20 protein-coding genes are annotated in these 22,990 nt (G+C 68.1%); 16 read left to right on the top strand and 4 right to left on the bottom strand.

All coding sequences use genetic code 11. The features are described 5' to 3' along the window. The first annotated feature begins 142 nt into the window (after positions 1-142). From AC5RU7_RS04910 to AC5RU7_RS04930, 5 genes are all read left to right on the top strand, one after another. Positions 143-805 (top strand): arsenate reductase/protein-tyrosine-phosphatase family protein, encoded by a 663-nt coding sequence (locus AC5RU7_RS04910; protein WP_494051309.1) that lies wholly within the window; start codon positions 143-145, stop codon positions 803-805. Between the two features lie 217 nt (positions 806-1,022). Next, entirely contained in the window at positions 1,023-2,138 is a 1,116-nt protein-coding gene (locus AC5RU7_RS04915) for an LCP family protein (RefSeq protein ID WP_494051310.1), read from the top strand. A 189-nt stretch (positions 2,139-2,327) separates the two neighbouring features. Then, complete coding sequence (locus AC5RU7_RS04920) at positions 2,328-4,016, top strand: alkaline phosphatase D family protein (protein ID WP_494051311.1); 1,689 nt, start codon at positions 2,328-2,330, stop codon at positions 4,014-4,016. 129 nt (positions 4,017-4,145) lie between these two features. Further along, the gene (locus tag AC5RU7_RS04925) at positions 4,146-4,922 is read left to right on the top strand and encodes a histidine phosphatase family protein (protein ID WP_494010050.1); all 777 of its coding nucleotides are present in this window, start codon (positions 4,146-4,148) and stop codon (positions 4,920-4,922) included. Then, positions 4,891-5,832: an NAD(P)H-hydrate dehydratase gene (locus AC5RU7_RS04930; RefSeq protein WP_494051312.1), complete on the top strand. Its 942-nt coding sequence runs from the start codon at positions 4,891-4,893 to the stop codon at positions 5,830-5,832. Before AC5RU7_RS04925 ends, AC5RU7_RS04930 begins: the two co-directional genes overlap by 32 nt. A gap of 387 nt (positions 5,833-6,219) precedes the next feature. Here AC5RU7_RS04930 and AC5RU7_RS04935 read toward each other — a convergent pair whose 3' ends face one another. Next, a complete protein-coding gene (locus AC5RU7_RS04935) occupies positions 6,220-6,642 on the bottom strand; it encodes an Hsp20/alpha crystallin family protein (RefSeq protein WP_494010048.1) in 423 nt (140 codons plus the stop codon). 621 nt (positions 6,643-7,263) lie between these two features. On the opposite strand from AC5RU7_RS04935, the gene AC5RU7_RS04940 reads away from it, so the two are divergent. Next, complete coding sequence (locus AC5RU7_RS04940; protein ID WP_494051313.1) at positions 7,264-9,501, top strand: S9 family peptidase; 2,238 nt, start codon at positions 7,264-7,266, stop codon at positions 9,499-9,501. Between the two features lie 17 nt (positions 9,502-9,518). On the opposite strand, the gene AC5RU7_RS04945 is transcribed toward AC5RU7_RS04940, so the two are convergent. Continuing rightward, positions 9,519-9,971 carry an SRPBCC family protein gene (locus tag AC5RU7_RS04945; protein ID WP_494010046.1) on the bottom strand — a complete coding sequence of 151 codons (453 nt, stop codon included), beginning with the start codon at positions 9,969-9,971 and terminating at the stop codon, positions 9,519-9,521. Positions 9,972-10,205: 234 nt separating this feature from the next. Between AC5RU7_RS04945 and AC5RU7_RS04950 the strand changes: the two genes are divergently transcribed. The 4 genes from AC5RU7_RS04950 to AC5RU7_RS04965 are packed head-to-tail and all read left to right on the top strand — an operon-like array spanning position 10,206 to position 14,708. Continuing rightward, a complete protein-coding gene (locus AC5RU7_RS04950) occupies positions 10,206-10,874 on the top strand; it encodes a peptidoglycan-binding protein (RefSeq protein ID WP_494010045.1) in 669 nt (222 codons plus the stop codon). Positions 10,875-10,880: 6 nt separating this feature from the next. Then, a complete protein-coding gene (locus AC5RU7_RS04955) occupies positions 10,881-13,292 on the top strand; it encodes a zinc metalloprotease (RefSeq protein ID WP_494051314.1) in 2,412 nt (803 codons plus the stop codon). 8 nt (positions 13,293-13,300) lie between these two features. After that, complete coding sequence (locus tag AC5RU7_RS04960) at positions 13,301-13,507, top strand: hypervirulence associated TUDOR domain-containing protein (protein ID WP_494051315.1); 207 nt, start codon at positions 13,301-13,303, stop codon at positions 13,505-13,507. 4 nt (positions 13,508-13,511) lie between these two features. Beyond that, on the top strand, positions 13,512-14,708 hold the full coding sequence (locus AC5RU7_RS04965; protein WP_494051316.1) for an NAD(P)/FAD-dependent oxidoreductase: 1,197 nt from the start codon (positions 13,512-13,514) through the stop codon (positions 14,706-14,708). Here the strand turns inward: AC5RU7_RS04965 and AC5RU7_RS04970 are convergent. Then, complete coding sequence (locus AC5RU7_RS04970) at positions 14,705-15,859, bottom strand: acetate kinase (protein ID WP_494051317.1); 1,155 nt, start codon at positions 15,857-15,859, stop codon at positions 14,705-14,707. The two genes, AC5RU7_RS04965 and AC5RU7_RS04970, sit on opposite strands and share 4 nt — an antisense overlap. A 140-nt stretch (positions 15,860-15,999) precedes the next feature. Here AC5RU7_RS04970 and AC5RU7_RS04975 point away from each other — a divergent pair, with 140 nt between their 5' ends. After that, entirely contained in the window at positions 16,000-16,287 is a 288-nt protein-coding gene (locus AC5RU7_RS04975) for a hypothetical protein (protein WP_494051318.1), read from the top strand. 57 nt (positions 16,288-16,344) lie between these two features. Here AC5RU7_RS04975 and pta read toward each other — a convergent pair whose 3' ends face one another. Further along, on the bottom strand, positions 16,345-18,423 hold the full coding sequence (gene pta / locus AC5RU7_RS04980; protein WP_494051319.1) for a phosphate acetyltransferase: 2,079 nt from the start codon (positions 18,421-18,423) through the stop codon (positions 16,345-16,347). Between the two features lie 325 nt (positions 18,424-18,748). On the opposite strand from pta, the gene AC5RU7_RS04985 reads away from it, so the two are divergent. From AC5RU7_RS04985 to AC5RU7_RS05005, 5 genes are all read left to right on the top strand, one after another. After that, positions 18,749-19,216 (top strand): hotdog fold thioesterase, encoded by a 468-nt coding sequence (locus AC5RU7_RS04985; protein WP_009356632.1) that lies wholly within the window; start codon positions 18,749-18,751, stop codon positions 19,214-19,216. A 6-nt stretch (positions 19,217-19,222) separates the two neighbouring features. After that, on the top strand, positions 19,223-20,584 hold the full coding sequence (paaK, locus tag AC5RU7_RS04990; RefSeq protein ID WP_494051320.1) for a phenylacetate--CoA ligase PaaK: 1,362 nt from the start codon (positions 19,223-19,225) through the stop codon (positions 20,582-20,584). A 75-nt stretch (positions 20,585-20,659) separates the two neighbouring features. After that, complete coding sequence (locus tag AC5RU7_RS04995; RefSeq protein ID WP_494051321.1) at positions 20,660-21,292, top strand: TetR/AcrR family transcriptional regulator; 633 nt, start codon at positions 20,660-20,662, stop codon at positions 21,290-21,292. 113 nt (positions 21,293-21,405) lie between these two features. Further along, positions 21,406-22,542 (top strand): S1C family serine protease, encoded by a 1,137-nt coding sequence (locus tag AC5RU7_RS05000; protein WP_494051322.1) that lies wholly within the window; start codon positions 21,406-21,408, stop codon positions 22,540-22,542. 12 nt (positions 22,543-22,554) lie between these two features. Next, positions 22,555-22,860 (top strand): hypothetical protein, encoded by a 306-nt coding sequence (locus tag AC5RU7_RS05005; RefSeq protein ID WP_494051323.1) that lies wholly within the window; start codon positions 22,555-22,557, stop codon positions 22,858-22,860. Positions 22,861-22,990 lie beyond the last annotated feature (130 nt).

Consider the following 22,990-nt stretch of genomic DNA (forward strand, 5'->3'; position numbering starts at 1 on the left):
GCGTCGCGGGAAATGCCGCAATAGGTGAGAGAGGGTGCAGGCAGGAGGCGCAGGATGTGAAAGAGCGTCGCGGGGTGTTGCGTGTTAAGTTGAAAGGCACGGGCTGAACGTCCGTCCGCCAGCTGGGAAGAGGGACATCTCCTTGGACACATCCGCACCAGTACGAATCCTCACCGTCTGCACCGGCAACATCTGCCGCTCCCCCGTGGCCGAACGGCTGCTGCAGGCAGGGCTCGACCAGGTGCTGCCGGGTGGTTTCGAGGTGGCCAGCGCCGGAACCCGCGCCATGGTGGGCGACCCCATCCAGCCCATCTCCGCGGACATCGTGCGGACCTTTGGCGGCAACCCGGATGGCTTCGCGGCCCGCCAGCTCACCCCGAAAATCCTCCGCGGCGTTGACCTGGTGCTCACCATGACCTCGGGCCACCGCGGGGAGGTGCTACAGCTGGACGCCTCCCTGTTGAAGCGGACGTTCACCATCCGCGAATTCGCCCGCATGCTCGACGTGCTGGACCAGCGGGACGCCTCCTCCCAGCCGCCTGCCGCCGTTTCAGAGGGGTCCGACGGCAGCGATCCCCTCGCTGCCAACACCGCCCTCTGGCGCAGCCTGCCCGCCCGCGCGGCCGGCGTGCGCCACCTCTCGCTCCCCGCCGATGCGGCCGACAATGACGTCATCGACCCCTACCGCCGCGCCCCGGAGGTATACCGGCAGATGGAAGACGAGCTCGCCCCGGCCATCGTCTCCATCCTCCGGCACGCACGCCTGCATGCCCCCGACCGCCGGAAGGCTGCCAGGACGCTGTAACGAAGCTGCGGACTACTCTGCGGCTTTCGTGCGGATTCCCCCGATGTGCCGCCGTGCTCGCGGTGCTAGCTTTCCCCAAGGAACAGTGCCCGGATCACGGCGCCGTTGCAGAAAACCGGTCCGGGTACTGGCAGATGACAGTTTGGACAAGTTGGTAGCCAGCAAGGGGCTGGCGGGCGGACACTGATCCCACCAATCACGATGATGTGGAGGCAATATGAGCACTCCAGGCGGTTCCGGCCCTTCCGGACCCACAGGTTCGGGCGCGGACCCGGCAGGCCACGGCATGGTGGCGCACGGTCGGCGTCGCTGGATCGCGGCGCTGCTGGCGCTGGTGCTCGTGGCGGCTGCCGTGGTGGCCGTGGTCAGCCTAAACCGGGCCGGCCAGGAAGCGCAGCCGGCGGCGACCCAGGCCGAGTCGCCGAGCCCGACGCCGACGCCCTCGCCAACACCCACGGAGACAACGCCCGCGCCGCCTCCGCCACCCCCGCCGCCACCGCCCATCCCGGAACTGCCGGCAGTCCCCATGAACGTGTTGGTGATCGGCAGCGACAGCCGCGCCAGTGCCCGGGAGGCCGCTGACCACACGGCCAGGACCGGCGAACCCATAGACCACCGCGCCGACACCCTGATGGTGGTCCACGTCCCCGCCGACCGCCGGACGCTCTACATCGTGTCCATCAACCGCGACACCTGGGTGGACATCCCGGGCTTCGGCGGTGCCAAGATCAATGCCGCACTGCAGTACGGCGGCATCGACATGCAGACCTCGGCCGTGCAGTCGCTGCTGGGGATCACCATCGACCACACCCTGATGCTGGACTTCCACGGCTTCCGCGGACTCATCGACGGGCTGGGCGGGATCGACGTCAACGTGCCCATCGCGTTCCAGTCCACGCACGACACCCAGCGTGTCTTCGCTGCCGGGGTGAACCACCTGGACGGGCAGTCAGCCCTGGAGTTCGCCCGCGAGCGCTACGCGTTTTCGGACGGCGACTTCCAGCGGGTCCGCAACCAGCAGATCCTGCTGCGTGCCATCCTGGCCCGCCTTACCGGCGGAGGGGCGCTGAACGACGTCAACGCCGTCCGCGGCCTGGTCGATTTCGCGTCCTGCTGCCTCACCGTGAACCGCGGCTTCGATCCCGTGCAGGCCGCCATGCTGGCCTACAGCCTCCGCAACCTCGACCCCAACGCAATCGGCACCCTGACCTTGCCCACGGCAGGTTCCGGGTTCGTGGCGGGCCAGTCCGTGCTGTTCCCGGACTACGGCGCCATTGCTGCGGTGGGGGCTGCCCTGCGGGATGGGCGGATCGCGGAGTTCGCCAGGCCCTAGGGTTCGCGGGCGACGCGCAGGGTCCCTGACGACGCGCAAACTCCCTGGCGCGGCTGAGATTTCGGCCGCGCCAGGGAATTTCCGTGTCGCGGGTGCATTTGAGCGTCGATTCGCGCTGTTCAGCCCCGCCTTACCGGGAGTTCACCCGCGGGAAAAGCTCCATGCCCCGGCTGGCGGAAACCTGAGGGCATGACTTCCGCTTCCCGCACTGAGATTTCCCGCCGCACCATCGTCAAGGGCTCGGTCCTGGCCGCCGCATTGGCGTCCGTGCCCGCCGCTGCCAGCGCCGGGCCCACCCGCTCCCCTGCCGGCGTGGCGCTGGTCCGCAACCGGCTCACCCTGCCCAGCGGCATCGCCACCGGCGACGTCACCTCGGATTCGGCGGTGCTGTGGTCCCGCGCGTCGGGTGCCGGCCGGATGACGGCGGTCCTCCGCGCAGTGGACGACGCCGGCGCGATCCTGCGCGGGCGCGGCGCCTTTGAGCGCACCCTGCGCGGGCCAAGGGCCACCCAGGCGTCCGACTTCACCGCCAAGATCCACGCCGGGAACCTGCCGTCCAACACGCGGTTCGCGCTGGAGATCAGCTTCGAGGACGACGGCGGCGCAGCCAGTGAAACGGTCCGCGGGACCTTCCGCACGGCCCCCGATGCCGGGACGTACAACGGCAAGGGCCGCACCGGCGAGACGAGCAACGGAGGTGGGGTCCCGGCGTCGTCCGCGCAAAGCTTCGTCTGGACCGGCGATACTGCCGGGCAGGGCTGGGGCATCAACGAGGAAATCGGCGGGATGCGCGGCTACCGGGCCATGCACCAGACCCGTCCGGACTTCTTCATCCACTCCGGCGACACCGTGTGTGCGGACGGACCGATCACCGAAACCGTTGTGGAGAAGGACGGGCAGGTGTGGCGGAACCTGGTGACCCAGGAGGTGTCCAAGGTGGCCGAAACGCTGGCCGAGTTCCGCGGCCGGCACCGGTATAACTCGATGGACGCGAACATGCGGGCCATGTTCGCGGACGTGCCCGTGATCGCGCAGTGGGACGACCACGAAACCACCAACAACTGGTACCCCGGCGAGATCCTGGAGGACCCCCGCTACACGGTGCGCGACGTGAACACGCTCGCCGCCCGCGGCCGGCAGGCGTGGCAGGAGAATATGCCCATCGCGGACAGTGCCGCGCTGTGGCGCCCGGGAACGTTCGACGACGCCGGCCAGTACCAGCCCGCGCGCATCTACCGGAAAATCTCCCGCGGCCCGCAGCTGGACATCTTCTGCCTGGACATGCGGGCCTTCAAATCCCCGAACACCGACGGCAAGGAAACCTACACCACCAACATCCTGGGCCAGGAGCAGGTGGACTGGCTGATCCGGGAAGTGTCGGCGTCGAAGGCCACCTGGAAGGTAATCGCAGCGGACATGCCCCTGGGCGTCATCGTGCCGGACGGTCCGGTCAACCAGGAAAGCGTTGCCAACCGCGACGCCGGTGTTCCGCTGGGCCGCGAGCTGGAAATCGCGGGGGTGCTCAGCGAGTTCAAGCGGAACCGGGTGAAGAACATCGTGTGGCTGACCGCGGACGTGCACTACTGCGCCGCGCACCACTACTCCCCCGAGCGTGCCGCGTTCACAGACTTCGACCCCTTCTGGGAGTTCGTGGCCGGGCCCATCGCCGCCGGATCCTTCGGGCCGAACGCGATGGACGGCACGTTCGGGCCGGAGGTGGTGTTCTCGAAGGCCGGCCGCTTCCCGGGTGAGTCACCGCGCGACGGCGAAAACCAGTTCTTCGGGCACGTCCAGCTTGATTCCGAAACCTTCACGGTGAGCCTGCGCAACGCCAACGGCGCCACCGTGTTCTCCAAGGTGCTGACGCCGGAGCGGTAGGTCTTTCGACGGCGGCGGCGGCGGCCCAGGGTGCCGCCGCCGTCGTAATCCGGTTATTTTCCCCGCCCCGTGGGTACGCCGCTGGTAGTGTTCCTGCATTCGGCACGCACACGGACGGGGTGATCTTTCTTGAACGAAAACGGACTGACACAGGCTGTGCAGGAGGCCGGGGCGGTGGAGCTGCTGCTCATCCGGCACGGTGAAAGCGAAGGCAACGTGGCGGCCACGGAGGCCCGGCTTGCGGGGGCGGAGGTCATCGACGTGCCGGCCCGCGATGCCGACGTAAACCTGTCCGGCACGGGGCAGGAACAGGCCAAGGCGCTGGGCACCGCGCTGGCCCGGATCGCCGAGGAGTTCCGGCCCGATGCAGTGGTGTCCTCCCCCTACGCCCGGGCCCGGCAGACGGCGGAGATTGCCGTGGAGGCGGCGGGCTGGCCGGTGGAAGTGCGCGCCGATGAACGGCTGCGCGACCGTGAACTGGGCATCCTGGACCGGCTGACCCGGCTGGGCGTGGAGAAGCGCTACCCGGACGAGGTGGAACGCCGGTCCTGGCTGGGCAAGCTGTACTACCGGCCGCCGGGCGGTGAGTCCTGGGCGGACGTGGCCCTCCGGCTGCGTTCGGTCCTCGATGAGCTGAACAACCTGGGCAGCGGCCACCGCGTGATGCTCGTCTGCCACGACGCCGTGATCATGCTGTTCCGCTACGTGCTGGAGGGCATGTCCGAGCGGGAACTCCTGGACCTTGCTGCGAGCACATCCATCCTGAACGCGTCGATCACCAGGTATGTGCGTCCGTCCGGCGCCGGGCCGTGGACCTTGGAGAGCTTCAATGTGGCCGACCACCTCACGGAGCAGGGCGTGGAGGTCACCGAGCATGCAGGGGACACGAGTGTCCACCCGCGGTGACGGGACCAGCCCCGTGCTGGTGACGCCGTCGCTGCTGCGCGAGTGGCCGCTGCCGGCTCCGGGTGAGGACAAGTATTCACGGGGCTCGGTGCTGGTGATCGGCGGGGCGCGGGCCACTCCCGGCGCTGTCCTGCTCGCCGGAACCGCAGCGCTGCGCGCCGGTGCCGGGAAGCTGACGGTGGCCGTTGCAGAGTCTGTGGCCGTGCAGATGGGGGTGGCGCTGCCGGAGTGCGGTGCGATCGCCCTGCCGGAGACCGCCGACGGATCGGTCAAGGCTGATGGGCTGGACCGGATCTCCTCCTACCTGGACCGGGCGGACGCCATCCTGGTGGGCCCGGGCCTGGACGACCCCGGACTGGCTGAAGAACTGTTGCGGGCCCTGCTGGAGCGGGAGTCCGCCGACGGCGGGCCGGATGGTGAAGGGGGCGCCGCCGTCGTGCTTGACGCCTATGCCCTGGGCGGCTTGACCAAGGTTGAAGAGCAGCTGGAACCGTGGCGCGGACGGCTGATCCTGACCCCGAACCCGAAGGAAACGGAGATCCTGCTGGGCCGGGACCTTGGGGACCTGGAAAGCGACGTGGCCGCTGTTGCCAGGCGGTTCGACGCCGTGGTGAGCTGCCAGGGCATCGTTGCCCAGCCACCCGGTGCGGAGGGCGGCGGGGAACCGGAGCTGTGGAAGATCACCACCGGGTACGGCGGCCTGGGGACCTCCGGCAGCGGGGATGTCCTGGCCGGGGCAATTGCCGGCCTGAAGGCCCGCGGGACCAGCGGGGCACAGGCGGCGTGCTGGGGAACGCACCTGCACGCGGCGGCTGCCGACCGGCTGGCCAGCAGGATGGGCCCGCTCGGGTTCCTTGCCCGCGAACTCGCCGACGAACTGCCCGCGCTGATGCTGGAACTGAACACCTGAGTCCCGGGACAAGGAAACCCTGCCCGTGCGCAAAGGGATGGCCCCCTGCTTGGAAGCTCGGGGGCCATCGTATCGGAGGGGATCACTCGCAACTGCCGATGCGCTACCGGCGCTGTGGCGTTCCTTAAAGGCAAACCGCCCAAAACTGGCAGATACAACGCGTTCGGATCCTCCCGGTAACCCTGTTCTAGCACCAGCATGCGGACCAAGACAAGGCATCCCCGCCGGTAACTTTGGACGACCCCCGGCCGGAGCCGGGGGCCACCGTATCGGGAAGTACGGGTTGACGCTGCCGATGCGCTGTCTGGCGCTGTGGCGTGCACTCGGTGCGACCCGCCCCATCATGGCAGTCAACAGAGAACCCGACGTCCCGATCCCTGGAGGGAACTAGGCCGCGATCTCCTGCTTTGTCCCCTTTGTCTCGATCTCGATCTTCCGCGGCTGGGCCTTTTCGGCGACAGGAATCCGCAGCGTCAGGACACCGGCATCGTAGCTTGCCTTGATCTTGTCGACATCCAGGGTGTCCCCGAGGATCAGCTGGCGGCTGAAGACGCCGCGCGGCCTCTCGGAGGCGACCAATTCGGTGTCCTTGCCCGCAACGTCAGGCCGCTCGGCCCGCACCGTCAGGACATTCCGTTCCACATCCAGATCCACTGAATCCACCGCGACGCCGGGCAGATCGAAGGCCACGACAAATTCCTTGTCCTCCCGCCAGGCGTCCATCGGCATAGCTGCCGGACGCGCTGCCGTTCCGAGGACCTGCTGGGCCAGCCTGTCCAGCTCGCGGAACGGATCGGTTCGCATCAACATGGCTTCCCTCCTCGTAAGAGATGGTCCAACATCGTTTCGAGATCAGCCGATCTGTATTGGCTGATATAGATTTTTTAGCACTCCAGAAGTAGATCTGCAAGCGGTGCAGGAAGGAAATTTGCAACTTTTTTGGACCGGTTTTGGGCAAGGAAAAGGGGCCTCCCACGGTCCGCGGAAGGCCCCCTCCGGCTGGTCCCTGCTAGCTCCGGGTTGGGTCCGGGCGCAGCGGCGCCGGCCCCGGATCGGGCACGGGCAGCGGGCCGGGAGACGGCGGCGCCGGGAACGGGTTGGGGGACGGATGCCCGGGCTGGGGCTGGGTGGGATCTGGCGGTGTGGGTTCAGGGCCTGGTTCCGGCGGAAACGGCTCGGGTTCGTGCACTGGCGGGATGGTCATAAACTTCCCCTCTCACGCGTGGCTGATGTGCCTGGCGTGATCAGGATACGCCTGCCGCCTGAAGGCCACTAGGCCCCCGTCCCGGCCGGTTGCCCTGTCAGTTATGGTCGTCAAAACTTCAGTTTGGGGACCATAAGTGACAGGGCATCGCGACGGCGGTTGTGGGTTCAGTCCCCCGGTAGCGAACGGGCCCGGCCTTTCGCGGAGGCGGTGGATATATTGAAGGCATGACCTCCACTCCGCTGCAGGATTCCGCCAGCACGCCCGCGTCCGCCGCCACGCCGCCTGTGGCCAGGAAGGTCCCCCTGGAGCGGACGCACCACGGGGACACTTTCGTTGACAACTACGAGTGGCTGCGGGACAAGGAATCCGCCGAGGTGGTGGAGCACCTGAAGGCCGAGAACGCCTACCAGGAAGCGGTCACCGCCCACCAGGAGCCGCTCCGCGAAGCCATCTTCCAGGAGATCAAGGGCCGCACCCAGGAAACCGACCTCTCGGTTCCGCACCGCAAGGACGACTGGTGGTACTACAGCCGCTCCGTGGAGGGCAAGGAATACGGCATCCAGTGCCGGGTCAGGGCCGCCGACACCGGGGACAGGATTGCCGACTGGACCCCGCCGGCCGTGGAGCCCGGCGTCGCGATTCCCGGTGAGGAAGTCCTGCTGGACGGCAACGTCGAGGCTGAGGGCAAGCCCTTCTTTTCCGTGGGCGGCTCGGCCGTAACCGTGGACGGCAACCTCTACGCCTACGCCGTGGACAACTCCGGCGACGAGCGCTTCACCCTCCGGATCAAGGACCTCCGCACCGGCGAACTGCTGCCGGACGTCATCGAGAACGTCTTCTACGGCGTCTCGTTCTCCCCGGACGGCGCGCGCATCTTCTACACCGTGGTGGATGATTCCTGGCGCCCGTACCAGGTGAAGGCGCACGTGCTGGGCACGCCCGTCACCGACGACGTGGTTATCTACCAGGAAGACGACGCCGCGATGTGGCTGGGCTTTGAGCTCTCCGCGGACCGGCGCTACCTGGTGCTGGGCATCGGCTGCTCCGAATACAGCGAAACCCGGCTGCTCCGTTTCGACGACCCCTCCGGGACCGTCCGGACGGTTATTTCCCGCAACGAGCGGGTCCTTTACGAGGCCGAGCCGTTCCTGCTGGAGGGCCCGGACGGGCAGAAATCAGAGCGTATCCTCCTCACGCACAACCGCGGCGCCATCAACTCCATGGTTTCGCTGGCGGATCCGGCCGAGCTGGAGAAGCCGCTGGCCCAGCAGACGTGGCAGACCGTCGTCGCACATTCCGACGACGTCCGGGTCAACGGCGCGGGCGTCACCGCCACGCACCTGATCGTGTCCATCCGGAAGGACACCATTGAACGGGTACAGGTGATGGGCCTCGCCGGGCTGGGCACGCCGGCACAAGAATCCCCGGTGGAGCCGGCATTCGACGAGGAGCTCTACACCGCAGGCGTCAGCGGATCAGACTATGAGGCCCCCGTCATCCGGCTGGGCTACACCTCCTATTTCACGCCGTCGCGCGTCTACGACTTCGTCCTGCCCACCCCGGAACAGCCCGCCGGCGAGCTGCTGCTGCGGAAGGAAAGCCCGGTGCTGGGCGGCTACGACGGCAGCGACTACGTGGCCACCCGCGAATGGGCGACGGCGGCGGACGGCACCCGGATCCCGCTCTCGGTGCTGCGGCACAAGGGCGTCAAGCAGGATTCGACGGCGGCGGGCCTGGTGTACGGGTACGGCTCCTACGAGCTGAGCATGGATCCGGGCTTCGGCATTGCGCGCCTTTCGCTGCTGGACCGCGGCGTGGTGTTCGTGATCGCGCACATCCGCGGCGGCGGTGAGCTGGGCCGGCACTGGTACGAGGACGGCAAGAAGCTCACCAAGAAGAACACCTTCACCGACTTCATCGCCGCCACCGACTGGCTGGCCGGCTCGGGCTGGGTGGACCCGGCGCGGATCGCGGCACTGGGCGGCTCCGCCGGCGGCCTGCTGATGGGCGCGGTGGCGAACATCGCACCCGAAAAGTACGCCGCCATCGTGGCGCAGGTGCCGTTCGTGGATCCGCTCACCAGCATCCTGGACCCGGACCTGCCGCTGTCCGCCCTCGAGTGGGAGGAATGGGGCAACCCGATCACGGACCCGCAGGTGTACCAGTACATGAAGTCCTACTCCCCCTACGAGAACGTGCGGGAGGTGGCCTATCCGAAGATCGCGGCCGTCACATCCTTCAACGACACCCGGGTGCTGTACGTGGAGCCGGCCAAGTGGGTGCAGGAGCTGCGGAACCGGACCACCGGATCCGAGCCCATCCTCATGAAAATCGAGATGGACGGCGGGCACGGCGGCGCCTCCGGCCGGTACGTGCAGTGGCGCGAGCGGGCGTGGGACTACGCGTTCATCGCCGATTCCCTCGGCGCCACCGAACTGCTCCCCGGCGCGGGGCTCAAGTAAGGCCTTCCGCCGGCCACTCAGGTCTGCGGGTGCTCTGCCAGCCACTCCGCCAGGGTTTCGAGGTTGGCGCGGACCGTCCGCCCCTGCGCGCGCTCCACCAACGGATCAGCCAGCTTGCCGAAGACGCCGCCCAGGCCTGATGCGGCATCGATGCGCTGGGTGAGGCGGGTGCCGCCGTCGGCCGGTTCAACCTGAAAAGTGATGGTGAAGTCCAGCTTGCCCTCAACGGAACGGGACACCATGCGCCGGGGCGGATCGAACTCGGTGACCTCGACAGTCCAGTCGAACTGCCGGCCCATGACTTTGCTGGTACCGCGCCCGCGGGTGCCGACGCCCAGGGGGCCGTCCCCCACCTGCTCCGAGGAGGTGACGGAGGAATCGAATACCGCAACGTTCTGGAACTTCGACACGAAGTCAAAGACCTCCTGCGGCGGCCGGGCAATAACAACGCTTTCTTCTACAACAGGCATTGGGTTCTCCTTTGAAGGGCGCCTGATGCCGGCGGCTCTGCCGGCAGGAAGGCAGGCACAGCGCCAGCTTGGACCTGCCTCCAACTCCTGTCAATAGCATCTGACGTGCGTTAACACTGGCAACCGACTGTACGCCAAAATGCTAATCATGCTTACTATTGGTTCGCGCAGGGCTGCCCGCTGGGGGCAGACCAACCCGCGCGTACCGGAGGTTGCAGAAACATGGAACATGAAATGCGTCCCCTGACTGATGATGAACTGCTCGCGGAGCAGGCCACCGCTTTGCCGGACAAGGAGGTTGCCTCGGTCCTGGACCTGAACGCGGACCTCGATCTGGGCATCGACGCCGCGGCACCCATCGACCTGGCCGTCGCCGCCAACGCCAACGTGGCAGCACCGATTGACGCCGCCGCCTCGGCCAACATCCTCTCCTTCGGTTCCGACGCCCAGGCGCTGGCCGACCAGGGCGTGGTGATCGAGCAGGGCATCACCGCCGACGCGAACGCCGAGTCCACCCAGGACAGCACCATCGACCAAAGCAACGACACCATCGACGGCGGCACCCCAGACGCCACCGAAACGGTCGACGGCGGCACTGTCCTTCCCGACGGCAGCCTGCCGGACGTCGGCGCCCTGCCCACCGACCCCACAGCTGCCCTGGACGGGGACCTGCTCAACGTCAACGTGGACCTCGCCGCGGACGCGGACATCGCCGCACCCATCAACGGTGCTGTCGCAGCCAACGCCAACGTGGCCGCACCGATCGATGCCGCCGTCGCCGCGAACATCGGCTCCATCGACAGCCAGGCCTACGCGGTGGCCGAGCAGGACGCCATCATCTCGCAGAACATCGACGGCGCAGCCAACGCCTCTGCCGACCAGCAGTCCGACCTGCAGCAGTAAGCCCAAATGAGCCACGTCACCGGCGGGCCGCGCTCCCAGGCCGGCCCGCCGTCGTCCCCTGCCCCCGCTGCCAGGCACCCGCGGAAGTTTCCGGCCCGGGCCGGCGGTGTCCAGCTCCTCGGCCAGTCCGAAGGGTCCGGCTACCGCGAAGCGCCCTCACTGGTGCGCCGCTCGGACGGCCAGACACTGCAGCTGACCCGCCTGCTCTATCTGGTGCTGGAGGCGGCTGACGGAACACGTGACGTGGAGGACATTGCCCGGCACGCGAGCCAGGGCTCGGGCCGGCAGGTCAGCGCCGACAACGTACGCACCCTGATGGACTCGCAACTGCTGCCGATGGGCCTGCTGCGCCTCGCCGACGGGTCAGAACCCGAGGTCCGCAAGGCCGACCCCCTGCTGGGCATGCGCTTCCGCTACACCGTGACGGACCCGGAGCGCACCCGGAGGATCACGGCCCCGTTCACAGTGCTTTTCAACCCACTGATCATCGTGGCCGTTACCGCCGCGTTCCTTGCATCCTGCTGGTGGGTTCTGATGGTCAAGGGCCTGGGCTCCGCCACGCACGAGGCCTTCGCCAATCCCGGGCTGCTGCTGTTGATCTTCGCCATTACCATCCTTTCGGCCGGGTTCCACGAGTTCGGCCATGCCGCCGCGGCGCGCAAGGGCGGTGCAACGCCAGGGGCCATGGGGGCAGGGCTCTATCTGGTCTGGCCTGCCTTCTTCACGGACGTCACGGATTCGTACCGGCTTGGCCGCGGGGGCAGGCTCCGCACGGACCTGGGCGGACTCTATTTCAACGCGATCGTGGCGGTCGCCATCATGGGCGTCTGGTGGGCCACCGGGTTCGATGCCCTGCTGCTGGTGGTGGTGACCCAGATCCTCCAGATGGTCCGGCAGCTCCTCCCCCTGGTCCGGTTCGACGGGTACCACATCCTTGCGGACACCACCGGCGTCCCGGACCTGTTCCAGCGCATCAGGCCCACACTGCTGGGCCTGCTGCCGTGGCACTGGGGAAAGCCTGAAAACAACGTGCTCAAGCCGTGGGCCCGAGCGGTGGTGGCGCTCTGGGTCCTGGTCACCGTGCCGCTGCTCCTCTTCAGCCTGGCCGTCATGGTGATCGCACTGCCGCGGCTGCTGGCAACCGCCTGGGACAGCGTGGTTAGGCAGCAGGAGATGCTGGCCGCGGGCCTGGCCGCGGGCGACCTGGCTGGCGCCACCGTACGGGTCCTCGCGATCGCCGCCGTCGCACTGCCAATGCTTGGCATGCTGTACATCCTGGTCCGGCTGCTGCGCCAGCTGGTCACCGGCCTCTGGAAGAAGACCCGCGGGAAGGCCCTGCAGCGCACGGCTGCCATGGGCGCCATTGCCGCTTTGCTTGTCGGACTCGCGTGGGCCTGGTGGCCCGACGGCGGGACATACCGTCCGGTGCAGCCTTACGAGCGTGGCACGCTGGCTGATGCCACCGCCACAATCCTTCCCCAGGCCAGCACCACGTCGCTGCGCGAGGGCGGCAGCGGACAAACTGTTGCACTCTGGCCCGAAGGCAGCCCGAAACCAACCCGCGACAATCCCCAGCTGGCCATGGTGCTGGTGCCGGCCGAAGCAGCCGCCGCGCCCGCAGCCACGGGCGATCCAGTCATGGCCGCCCCCTCCTGGGTTTTCCCGTTCGACCGGCCCGCCGCCCCGGAAGAGGACGGCAACCAGGCCTTGGCCGTGAATACCACCGACGGTTCGGTCACCTACAGCGTGGCCTTCGCCCTGGTGTGGGCCGAGGACGGCGAGCCGGTGGATACCCGCAACGAGGCCTACGCGTTCGCCAGTTGCAACGGCTGCGCTGCGGTGGCTGTTGGCTTCCAGGTGGTCCTCATCGTGGGCCAGGCGGACGTCATCGTCCCGGAGAACCTGTCCGCAGCCGCGAACTACAACTGCATCGATTGCCTTGCGTACGCGCTGGCCAGCCAGCTGGTCCTCACCCTTGACGGACCCCTTGACGGGGACACCCTGGCGCAGCTCAACGCCCTGTGGGCCGAAATCGCCGAATACGGGCGGAACCTCCAGAACGTTCCACTCTCGGAAATCCAGGCCCGGCTCGCGGCGTACAAGGAACAGATCGCGGCCATCGTCAAAGCAGTTCCGGCCGCCTCCGGCACCACGGGCAGTGCCGCCACGTCCTCGGCGGCGCCGGCCCCCGCGGGAACAGACACTCCAGCCGGAAGCACGGCGGCTCCCTCCCCACCGGCACCGGCCAGAGTGGCACCCGCCCCGGCAGGAACGGCGCCGGCACCAGCCCCGGCAACGCAGCCTGCGACAGGTGATGCGCCGCCGTCGTACGCACCCGTTGAGACACCGCTGCCAACGGCGGATACTGGGGGCACGGCCCCCGCCGTGGAGCCCCAACCCACCGCTATCCCCAGCTAGGAGAACAAATGTCGTTGAGCAAGGGAACATCCGTGGAGTGGAATACGTCGCAGGGCAGGACGCACGGCAAGATCATCGAGAAGAAAACCAGCGACTTCGAGCTGGACGGCCACACGCACCGGGCCAGCGAGGACGAGCCGCAGTATGTGGTGGAATCGGCCAAGACAGGTTCCCGGGCCGCACACAAGGCCTCCGCCCTGACCGAGAAGAAGTAGCGCCGTGGCCGGGCAGCACGAGGTGGTGATCATCGGCGGCGGCAATGCCGGCGTCTCGCTGGCGGCGCGGCTGGAGCGCTACGGGGTCAAGGACGTGGCACTCATCGAGCCGAAGGACCACCACCTTTACCAACCCCTGTTTTCGCATATCGCCGGGGGCCGCGCGTCGGTCAAGGAGGCGGTCCGCAGCCAGGAGTCCGTGACCCCCAATGGTGTTACCTGGATCCGGGACAGCGCGGTGGACGTAGATGCCAACGCCAACACCGTCACGCTCGCGTCCGGCTCCACCGTGGCCTACGGGCAGCTGGTGGTCTGCCCGGGCCTGCAGTACGACTGGGACGCGGTGCCCGGACTGGCCGAGGCCGTTCACTCCCCTCACGGCGCCTCGCACTACGAGTTCGAACTGGCCCCCAAGGCCTGGACGCTCCTCAGCGGGCTGACTTCCGGCACCGCGGTGTTCACCATGCCGGCGGGGCCCATCAAGTGTGGAGGCGCCAGCCAGAAGCCCATGTACCTGGCCTGCGACTACTGGCAGGAGCAGGGCGTCCTGGACGAGATCCGCGTGGTGATGGTCCAGCCCTACCCCACCGTCTTCGGTGTGCCGGAGGTGGACCGGGAGCTGGACCGCAAGATCGCCGAGTACGGCATCGACCTGTGGACCAACAGCGAATTGGTCTCGGTGGACGCCGCCGGCCAGACGGCCAACATCCGCAATGTTGAGACCGGTGAGCAGGAGTCCCTGCACTACGACGTCCTCAACGGCGTGCCGCCGCAGTCGGCGCCGGACTGGCTGAAGGCCACAGACCTGCCGGCGGCCGGGGACAAGGGCGGCTTCGTGGAGGTGGACCGGCAGACGCTGCGGCACATCCGGTACCACAACGTGTGGTCGCTGGGGGATGCCGCCGGCACCACCAACTCCAAGTCAGGAGGTTCGCTGCGCAAGCAGACCAAGGTGCTGGCGAAGAACCTGGTGGCGGCGCGGAAGGGCAAGCCGCTGACCCAGAAGTACAACGGCTACTCGGTGTGCCCGTTCACCGTTTCACGCGACACAGTGGTGTTCGCCGAGTTCGACGACCGGTACCGGCCCATGCCCACCATCCCCCGGGTGCCCACCTGGAACGAGAGCAAGCTGTCCTGGGTGGTGGACCGGGACATCTTCCCGCAGATCTACTGGAACCTGATCCTCAAGGGCCGGGCCTAGGGATTAACGACGGCGGCCGTCGCCTCCGCGATGGCCCGCTCCTCGTCGGTGGGAACCACCAGGACGGGGATGGCCGACTGCTGCGCGGAGATCACGCGCGGTTCCTTCGACCGCTCCGCGTTCAGGCCGGCGTCGAGCTCCACTCCCAGAGCGCCCAGCTTGTCCGCCACCAGTGCGCGGAACTGGTGGGAGTTCTCGCCGATCCCTGCCGTGAACACGAGGGCTTTGGCTCCACCCACCGCCACGTGGTAGCCGCCGATGTACTTGGCCAGCCGGTAGGAGGTGACAGCGAGCGCCGTCGCTGCCCGCGCGTCGCCGTCTTCCGAGGCCTCGACCACGGAGCGCATGTCATTGTTGCCGGCCAGGCCCTTGAGCCCGGATTCGCGGTTCAGCATGGTGTCCATGTCCTCGGGGGTCCAGCCGGCCCTGCCCAGGAACACCAGGATGGAGGGGTCCAGGTCGCCGGAGCGGGTGCCCATCACCAGGCCCTCCAGCGGGGTGAAGCCCATGGACGTGTCCACGGACCGGCCGCCCTGGATGGCCGTCACGGAGGCGCCGTTGCCCAGGTGGGCGATGACGCCGTCGAACTCCTCCACCGGCATGTCCAGCAGCGCTGCGGCGCGGCGCGTCACGTACTCGTGGGAGGTGCCGTGGAAGCCGTAGCGGCGGATGCCGTGGTTGGTGTAGAGCTCGTCCGGGACGGCATACCGCCAGGCGTGCTCGGGGAGGGTGCGGTGGAAGGCAGTATCAAACACGGCCACCTGCGGCATGTCCGGCCACTTCTTGGTGATGGCCCGGATACCCAGGACGTTGGCGGGGTTGTGCAGCGGCGCCAGCGGGTTGAGCCGCTCGATGGCACGGGTGATTTCGTTGTCGATCAGCACCGGCTCGGCGAACCGCTCGCCGCCGTGGACCACCCGGTGCCCCACCGCCCCGAGCTGCAGGTCGCCCAGTTCCTGGTGGATGGCTTCGTCCACCTGCTCCAGCGCTGCCGCATGGTCCCGCGGGCCCACGATCTCCCCGTCGCCTTCTCCCCCGTTGCCCATCCCGATCTTTTCGATCAGGCCCTCCGTGAGGACGGTTCCGGCTGCGACGTCACGCACCTGGTACTTGAGCGAGGACGAGCCGGAGTTGATGACGAGGACGAGCATGCGGGGCCTCCTGAGCCTTTGCGCCAGCGGTTCAGTCCCCACTATATGTGCGTCCCTTCGGGCGGCGGATTCCTTGCGGATCGGGCCGGGCTGTGCCTACAGTCGGCGGACAGGCTGGACCACGCCGAGAGGACATTCCAATGACGAACGAGCCCACTTCGATCGACGAGAACGACCCCACCAACACCGGATCCAGCAGCACCGCGCCGCTCCACACCGGCGCCGGATCCGGCAGCAAGGAACCCACCGGCGTCGAGGGCGCCAATCCCGCGCTGGACGATACCGGCAGTCCCAAGGCCGGCGAGACGGGCGAGGCGCCGCAGGCACCCGAGGACCCTGAGGGCCTGGACCTGACCCCGCAGGGCCTGTCAGACGAGCCCGCCAAGGAAGAGGACAAGGAAAGCCTGGCCAAGCCGGACAACAGCTAGTCATTACGGTCCGACGGCGGCACCCACCCGGGTGCCGCCGTCGTCCGTTAACCCGTCCTACGAAAGCGGCGCCTGCGCCTGGATGGCCGTGATGGCCACCGTGTTCACGATGTCCTCCACGGTGCAGCCGCGGGAAAGGTCGTTGACTGGCTTCCGCAGCCCCTGCAGGACCGGCCCGACGGCGACGGCCCCGGAGCTCTGCTGCACCGCCTTGTATGTGTTGTTGCCGGTGTTGAGGTCCGGGAAGATGAACACCGTCGCCTGCCCGGCCACGGTGGAGCCCGGCATCTTGGACTCGGCAATGGAGGCGTCCACGGCGGCGTCGTACTGGATAGGCCCCTCCACGGCGAGGTCCGGCCGGCGCTGGCGCACCAGTTCGGTGGCCTGCCGCACCTCGTCCACCGCCTCGCCGGAGCCCGAACCGCCGGTCGAGTAGGAGAGCATGGCAACCCGCGGCTCCACCCCGAACTGTGCAGCGGTTTCCGCGGAGGCCAGCGCGATGTCCGCCAGCTGCTCCACGTTGGGATCCGGGTTCACCGCGCAGTCGCCGTAAACCAGCACGCGGTCCGGCATCAGCATCAGGAACACGGAGGAGACGATCTTCACGCCCGGGCGGGTCTTCACGAACTCCAGCGCCGGCCGGATGGTGTGGGCCGTGGTGTGGGCCGCGCCGGACACCATGCCGTCCACCACCCCCAGCTGGACCATCATGGTGCCGAAGTAGCTCACGTCCTGCATGATCTCCAGGGCCTTGGCCAGGTCCACGCCCTTGTGCGCCCGGAGTTCCGCGTACTTTTCGGCGAACTTCTGGCGCAGGTCCGACGTTGCCGGGTCCACCACGTTGATGCCGGAAAGGTCGATGCCCCGGGCCGCCGCCAGCTCACGAACGTCCGTTTCCGGGCCAAGGACGGTCAGGTCGCAGACGTCGCGGCGGTGCAGGATCTCGGCAGCGCGCAGGATGCGCACGTCCGTGCCCTCCGGCAACACCACGTGCCGGCGCTGCGAACGGGCCCGCTCGATGAGGTCGTGCAGGAACCGCAGCGGGGTCATCCGCTCCGGCCGGGGCAGGTGCAGGCGCTCCACCAGCTCAGTCTCATCCACCCGGCGCGACCAGAGGCCCACGGCCGAGGCCACCTTCCGCCGGTGCCCGGACCAGATTTCGCTCCGGACCTCCGAAACCCGCTTCGCAGTAGTGTAGGTGTCCTCCCGGGAGGCGAACACCGGGAAGGGTGCCTGCGCCAGGAGCGGGTAGATGTTGGCGTCAGGTGCCAGGCCGCCGGTGAGGATCAGGGCGGACGCCACCGGAAATTCGGGCGAGAAGGACGATGCCAGGCACGCCACCATTACGTCTGCCCGGTCCCCCGGCACGATCACCAGGGCGCCCTCGTCCAGAACGTTGAGGAAGTTGCCCACGTTCATGGCCGCCACTTTGATGTCCTTCACGTCCCGCTCCATGTCAGGACGGCCGGCAATCTGGCGCACGGCCAGCGCCGTGGCCACCTCGCCGGTGGTGGGCCGGGCGATCTCCTCCAGCTCGGGCAGGACGTACACGGGACGGCCGGACGCACCCACCTTGACCTCCGTGGCGATGGCGTCCACCAGGTCCGGGTCCGCGCGGTTCACCAGGATGGCCAGGAGCGCGCACTTTTCCGCGGACAGCTCCTTCCGGGCAACCTCGACGGCGGCGGCCGCTTCCGCCACGGTCCGCCCCTTGGCGCCCACCACAGCCACCACCGGGGCGGCAAGGTTGTTGGCCAGGCGGGCGTTGAGGTCGAACTCGACGGCGGCGTCCTGGCCGGTCAGGTCCGTTCCCTCCACGATCACCACGTCGCAGTGCCGCGAGATGTCAGCGAAGATCTCCACGCACCGGGAGTCGATCTCCCCACGCTTGCCCTCGGCGAGCAGGCCCCGCACTTCCTGGAACGTCAGGCCGCCGCGGCAGCGCTCGTCCTCCAGCGCGAACCGGGACTTCATCAGGGCCACCATGGGGTCATCCGAGGCGGAAGGGCCGGTCACCACGGGCTTGAAGAAGCCGATCCTGTCCGCATGCCGGTGCAGGGTGTCCGCCAGGCCCAGGGCCACGAGGGACTTGCCCGATCCGGGAGTGGTTGCGCTGACGTAGATGCCTTTGGCCATGGTCCGCCCTTTGCTGTTCTGCTTCTGCCGTCCCTCCATCCTTGCACCTGCACCGGAACTTGCGGCACCGCTTGCCCGCCGGGAGGTGTGGTGATGGGCACGCAACGGGACTGCCGGCACTTCGGCGGGGCCGCCGTCGTGCGCTCCCGCCCAGTTGCTTTTCCGGCGCTTCCCCACCGTGCCGTGGACGACGGCGTGTCCCGGCTTGGGAGGATCTCCCGAGCCGGAGTAAACGGGCGGGAACGCGCGCCTCGCCCTTGACACCGGACCCCCTCATGGGATTACCTAATGAACATTCGGTAAATAAAGCTGGAGGCAATGACGCATGGCTGAAACAACACTTTCCGGGCCACCCCACCCCATCCTGGAAAACGACTATGCCTCCGAGTGGATGGGCATCGAGGTCCTCTCCCTGAGCGACGGCCACGCCACCATCCGCATGACCCTCCGGCAGGAAATGCTCAACGGCTTCGGCATGGCCCACGGCGGAATGATCTTCGCCTTCGGTGACACCGCTTTCGCCCTCGCATGCAACCCCATCAACCCGGCGCCCGGCGAGGAGAACACCATCACCGTGGCCTCGGGCGTGGACATCAATTTCCTCAAGCCCGCGTTCCGCGGCCAGGTGCTGACCGCCGTCGCGGACCGCCGTTCCAGCGCCGGCCGCAGCGGCCTGTACGACATCCAGATCTTCGCTGCCGACGCGGACCAGCCCGAATCCCCCACCTCCGGCACCCCCGGCGAGCTCGTTGCAGAGTTCCGCGGACGCAGCCGCACCATCCCCAAGAAGTAGGAAACCATGACCCTGCATGCCCCCGAAACGCCCGCCGCAGCAACCGCCCAGTCGGCGGATGCCGTCCTTGACCGCGAGGAGACCATCTCCCGCGACGAGCTCGAGGCCCTCCAGCTCAGCCGCCTGCAGCACACTGTTGCCTACGCCTATGAGCGGGTGCCGCTGTACAAGCGGAAGTTCGACGACGCCGGCATCCACCCGTCAGACCTCCGCGAACTGGCAGACCTGGGCAACTTCCCCTTCACCACCAAGGAGGACCTGCGCCAGGAGTACCCGTTCGGGATGTTCGCCGTGCCGCAGCACGAGGTGGCCCGCGTGCACGCCAGCTCCGGCACCACCGGCCGGCCCACCGTGGTGGGTTACACGAAGCAGGACCTGGCGGACTGGGCAAAGCTCGTTGCCCGCTGCTTCCGCGCCTCCGGCATCCGCCCCGGCATGAAGGTCCACAACGCCTACGGCTACGGCCTGTTCACCGGCGGCCTGGGCGCGCACGCCGGCGCCGAGGCTCTGGGCTGCACCGTCATCCCCATGTCCGGCGGCCAGACAGAGCGGCAGATCCAGCTCATCCAGGACTTCCAGCCGGACGCCATCCTCTGCACCCCCACCTACCTGCTGACCATCGCAGACGCCATGGCACACATGGGCATCGACCCCACGTCCACCTCCCTGAAGTACGCCGTGCTCGGGGCCGAGCCGTGGACCCAGGAGATGCGGCACGAGCTCGAAGTCACGATGAACATCAAGGCGTGCGACATCTACGGCCTGTCCGAGGTGATGGGCCCGGGCGTCGCCGGCGAGGCCGTGGAGACCCAGGACGGCAGCCACATCTGGGAGGACCACTTCCGCCCCGAAATCATCGACCCCTTCAATCCCGTCCCCGGCAAGGAGAACGTCCTGGGCGACGGCGAGCACGGCGAACTGGTCTTCACCTCGCTCACCAAGGAGGCGCTGCCCATCATCCGGTACCGCACCAAGGACCTCACCCGCCTCCTGCCCGGCACCGCCCGCCCCGCGCACCGCCGGATGGGACGCATCACCGGCCGCAGCGACGACATGATCATTCTCCGCGGCGTGAACCTCTTCCCGTCGCAGATCGAGGAGATCGCGCTGCGCATCCCCGAGCTCAGCCCGCACTTCCAGCTGGAGCTCACCCGGCCCGAGGGGCAGCGGATGGACCAGCTGACCGTGAAGATCGAGCGTCGGGACAACGTCACCGCCGAGCAGAGCGCGACGGCGGCACGCACCCTGAAGGAGCAGATCAAGATCCACGTGGGTTCCTCCTGTGCGGTGGCAGTGGTGGAGCCGGGTTCGCTAGAGCGGTCCAACGGCAAGCTCCGCCGCATCTACGACCTGCGCCCGAAGGGATAGCCGCACGGGAGGTGCCGGGCTGTCCGGCCCGGGGCCTGCCCGGACCAACCGACCGTTCGTGAGAAACTAGCACCTATGCCCAGCCAGACAACCAGTACAAACGGCGCAGCCGTCAACGGATCAGCCAAACGCGGCCGCCCCGGCTACGACCAGCAATCCGTGCTGCGGATAGCCGTGGACGTCTTCAACCGGCACGGCTACGACGCCACCTCCATGGGCATCCTGGCCGAGAACCTGGGCATCTCGAAGTCGGCCATCTACCACCACGTGCCGTCCAAGGGCGACCTCCTCAAGCTCGCGCTTGACCATGCCCTCGGCGGGCTTGAGTCAATCCTCAAGGAGCCGGAGGCAACGTCCGGCGCCGCCGACGCGCGGCTGGAGTTCGTCCTGCGCCAGACGGTGGCCGTGCTGGTGGACCGGCTGCCGTTCGTGACACTGCTGCTGCGCCTGCGCGGCAACACGGAAATTGAACGGGACGCCCTGGAGCGGCGGCGCACCTTCGACCACAAGGTGGCGGCCCTGATTTCGGCGGCCCAGGACGAGGGCTCGCTCCGCACCGACATCGATCCCCGGACCGTCACGCGCCTCCTGTTCGGCATGATCAACTCCATCGTGGAGTGGTACAAGCCCGGCGGTTCGCTGTCACCGGAGCGCCTCGCCGACGACGTCATCACCATGGCGTTCGACGGGCTGCACGGCCACTCCTAACCCGCCAGCGCCTCTTCCCGCGTTGCGGGCCGGCAAATACTAAGCGTGCTTGGTATTTGCCGTGCTCCCCGGCTACGGTGGTAGAAAGCCGCCGTCCGCAGGGGAGGTAGTCAATGAGCCCGGCCATCCATCCGGGGCCCCGCAGCCGGGGCCTGGGCACCCGGGGACGTCCCGGTCCGCCCAGGACCGCCGCCGCCGCACTGGCCCTAAGTGCCGCCGTCGTGCTCTCCGCCTGCACAGGAGGCTCGCCTCCTCCCCCGCCGAGCGGAACCGCCGACTCGGGCAACACCCCTGCAGCCAGCCCGGCCGCTTCCGCGCCCGCGCCCGCCGGGGAGGACGCGGCGGGCGGCATCCCGCAGCTCGTGGAGAACCTTGCGCCGTCGGTGGTGACCATCTTCACCGAAGGCGGGTTGGGCAGCGGCGTGGTGTACTCCGAGGACGGCCTGGTCCTCACCAACGAGCACGTCATCCGCGGCAACACCAGGGTTGAGGTCGCCTTCGCGGACGGCCAGCGGGTGGAGGGCACCGTCCGGGCCACCGACCCCGTCACGGACCTCGCGCTGGTGCAGGCCGACCGCACCGGCCTGCCCAAACCGGTGTACCAGACCACCCTGCCCAAGGTGGGCGAGGGCGCCGTGGTGCTCGGTTCGCCGCTCGGCTTCGAGAACACCGCCACCGCCGGCATCATCTCCGGACTCCACCGCTCGATTCCCGGGTCCGCGTCCAACAGCCTGTCCCTGGTGGACCTGATCCAGACGGATGCGCCCATCAGCCCCGGCAACTCCGGCGGCGCCGTGATCAACATGCGCGGCGAGATTATCGGCATCAGCGAGGCCTACATCCCGCCGTCCGCCGGGGCCGTAGCCCTCGGTTTCGCCATCCCGGCCGCCACCGCCGTGGAAGTGGCCGAGGAACTCCTGGCCGACGGCACCGCCGAACACGCCTATGTGGGCCTGACCCCCGGCGAGCTGACTCCACAAATAGCGGACCAGCTGGGCCTTGAGCAGGGTGCGGGCGTGCTGGTGCTGGCCGTGGCAGAGGACGGACCGGCAGGCCGTGCCGGAATCCGCCCCGGCGACGTCCTGGAGTCGATAGACGGGACGGACTTGGCCGTTCCCGAGAAGCTCCTCGCCGAACTTCGCCATCGCAACCCGGGCGACACCGTGAATTTTGCCGTCAAGCGCGGCGATGAAACCCGGGACGTCAAAGTGGAACTCCGCGAGCGTCCCGCCGACAGCACAACCCGATAGGAAGGTAAGGAAATGAGTAACCCCAAAGAAGAACCGGACGCAGGCTTCATCGTCCCCGACCCCTCGCAGGTCCGCGAGGACATTCCCGGCGACGCCGGCGACGAAGCGAACGTGATCCGCTTCAGCGAGGAGCAGGCACTGATCGAGGAACAGTCCCACGGCATCCGCCCGGACACCTACAGCGTTCCCTCCGGCGGCCCCACCATGGACGAGGCCCGCGGCAACATGGACCTCTCCGACCAAAGCGAAGGCGGCCGCGGCACCGGACCCGAGGACGACAGCAGCGACGACGCCCTGCACGGCGGCGCCGAGTCCTGACACCACAAAACACACCAGGGGCGCCCCGGATTTTGAACTGCTCCCCGGGAGTTGGACTGAGAAATTCAGTTCCGACTCCCGGGGAGCAGTTTTATGCGTGCGTCTAGTTCGTTGTCTGAGGATCAGCGCG

It is taken from the genome of Arthrobacter sp. K410C, from assembly GCF_059090105.1.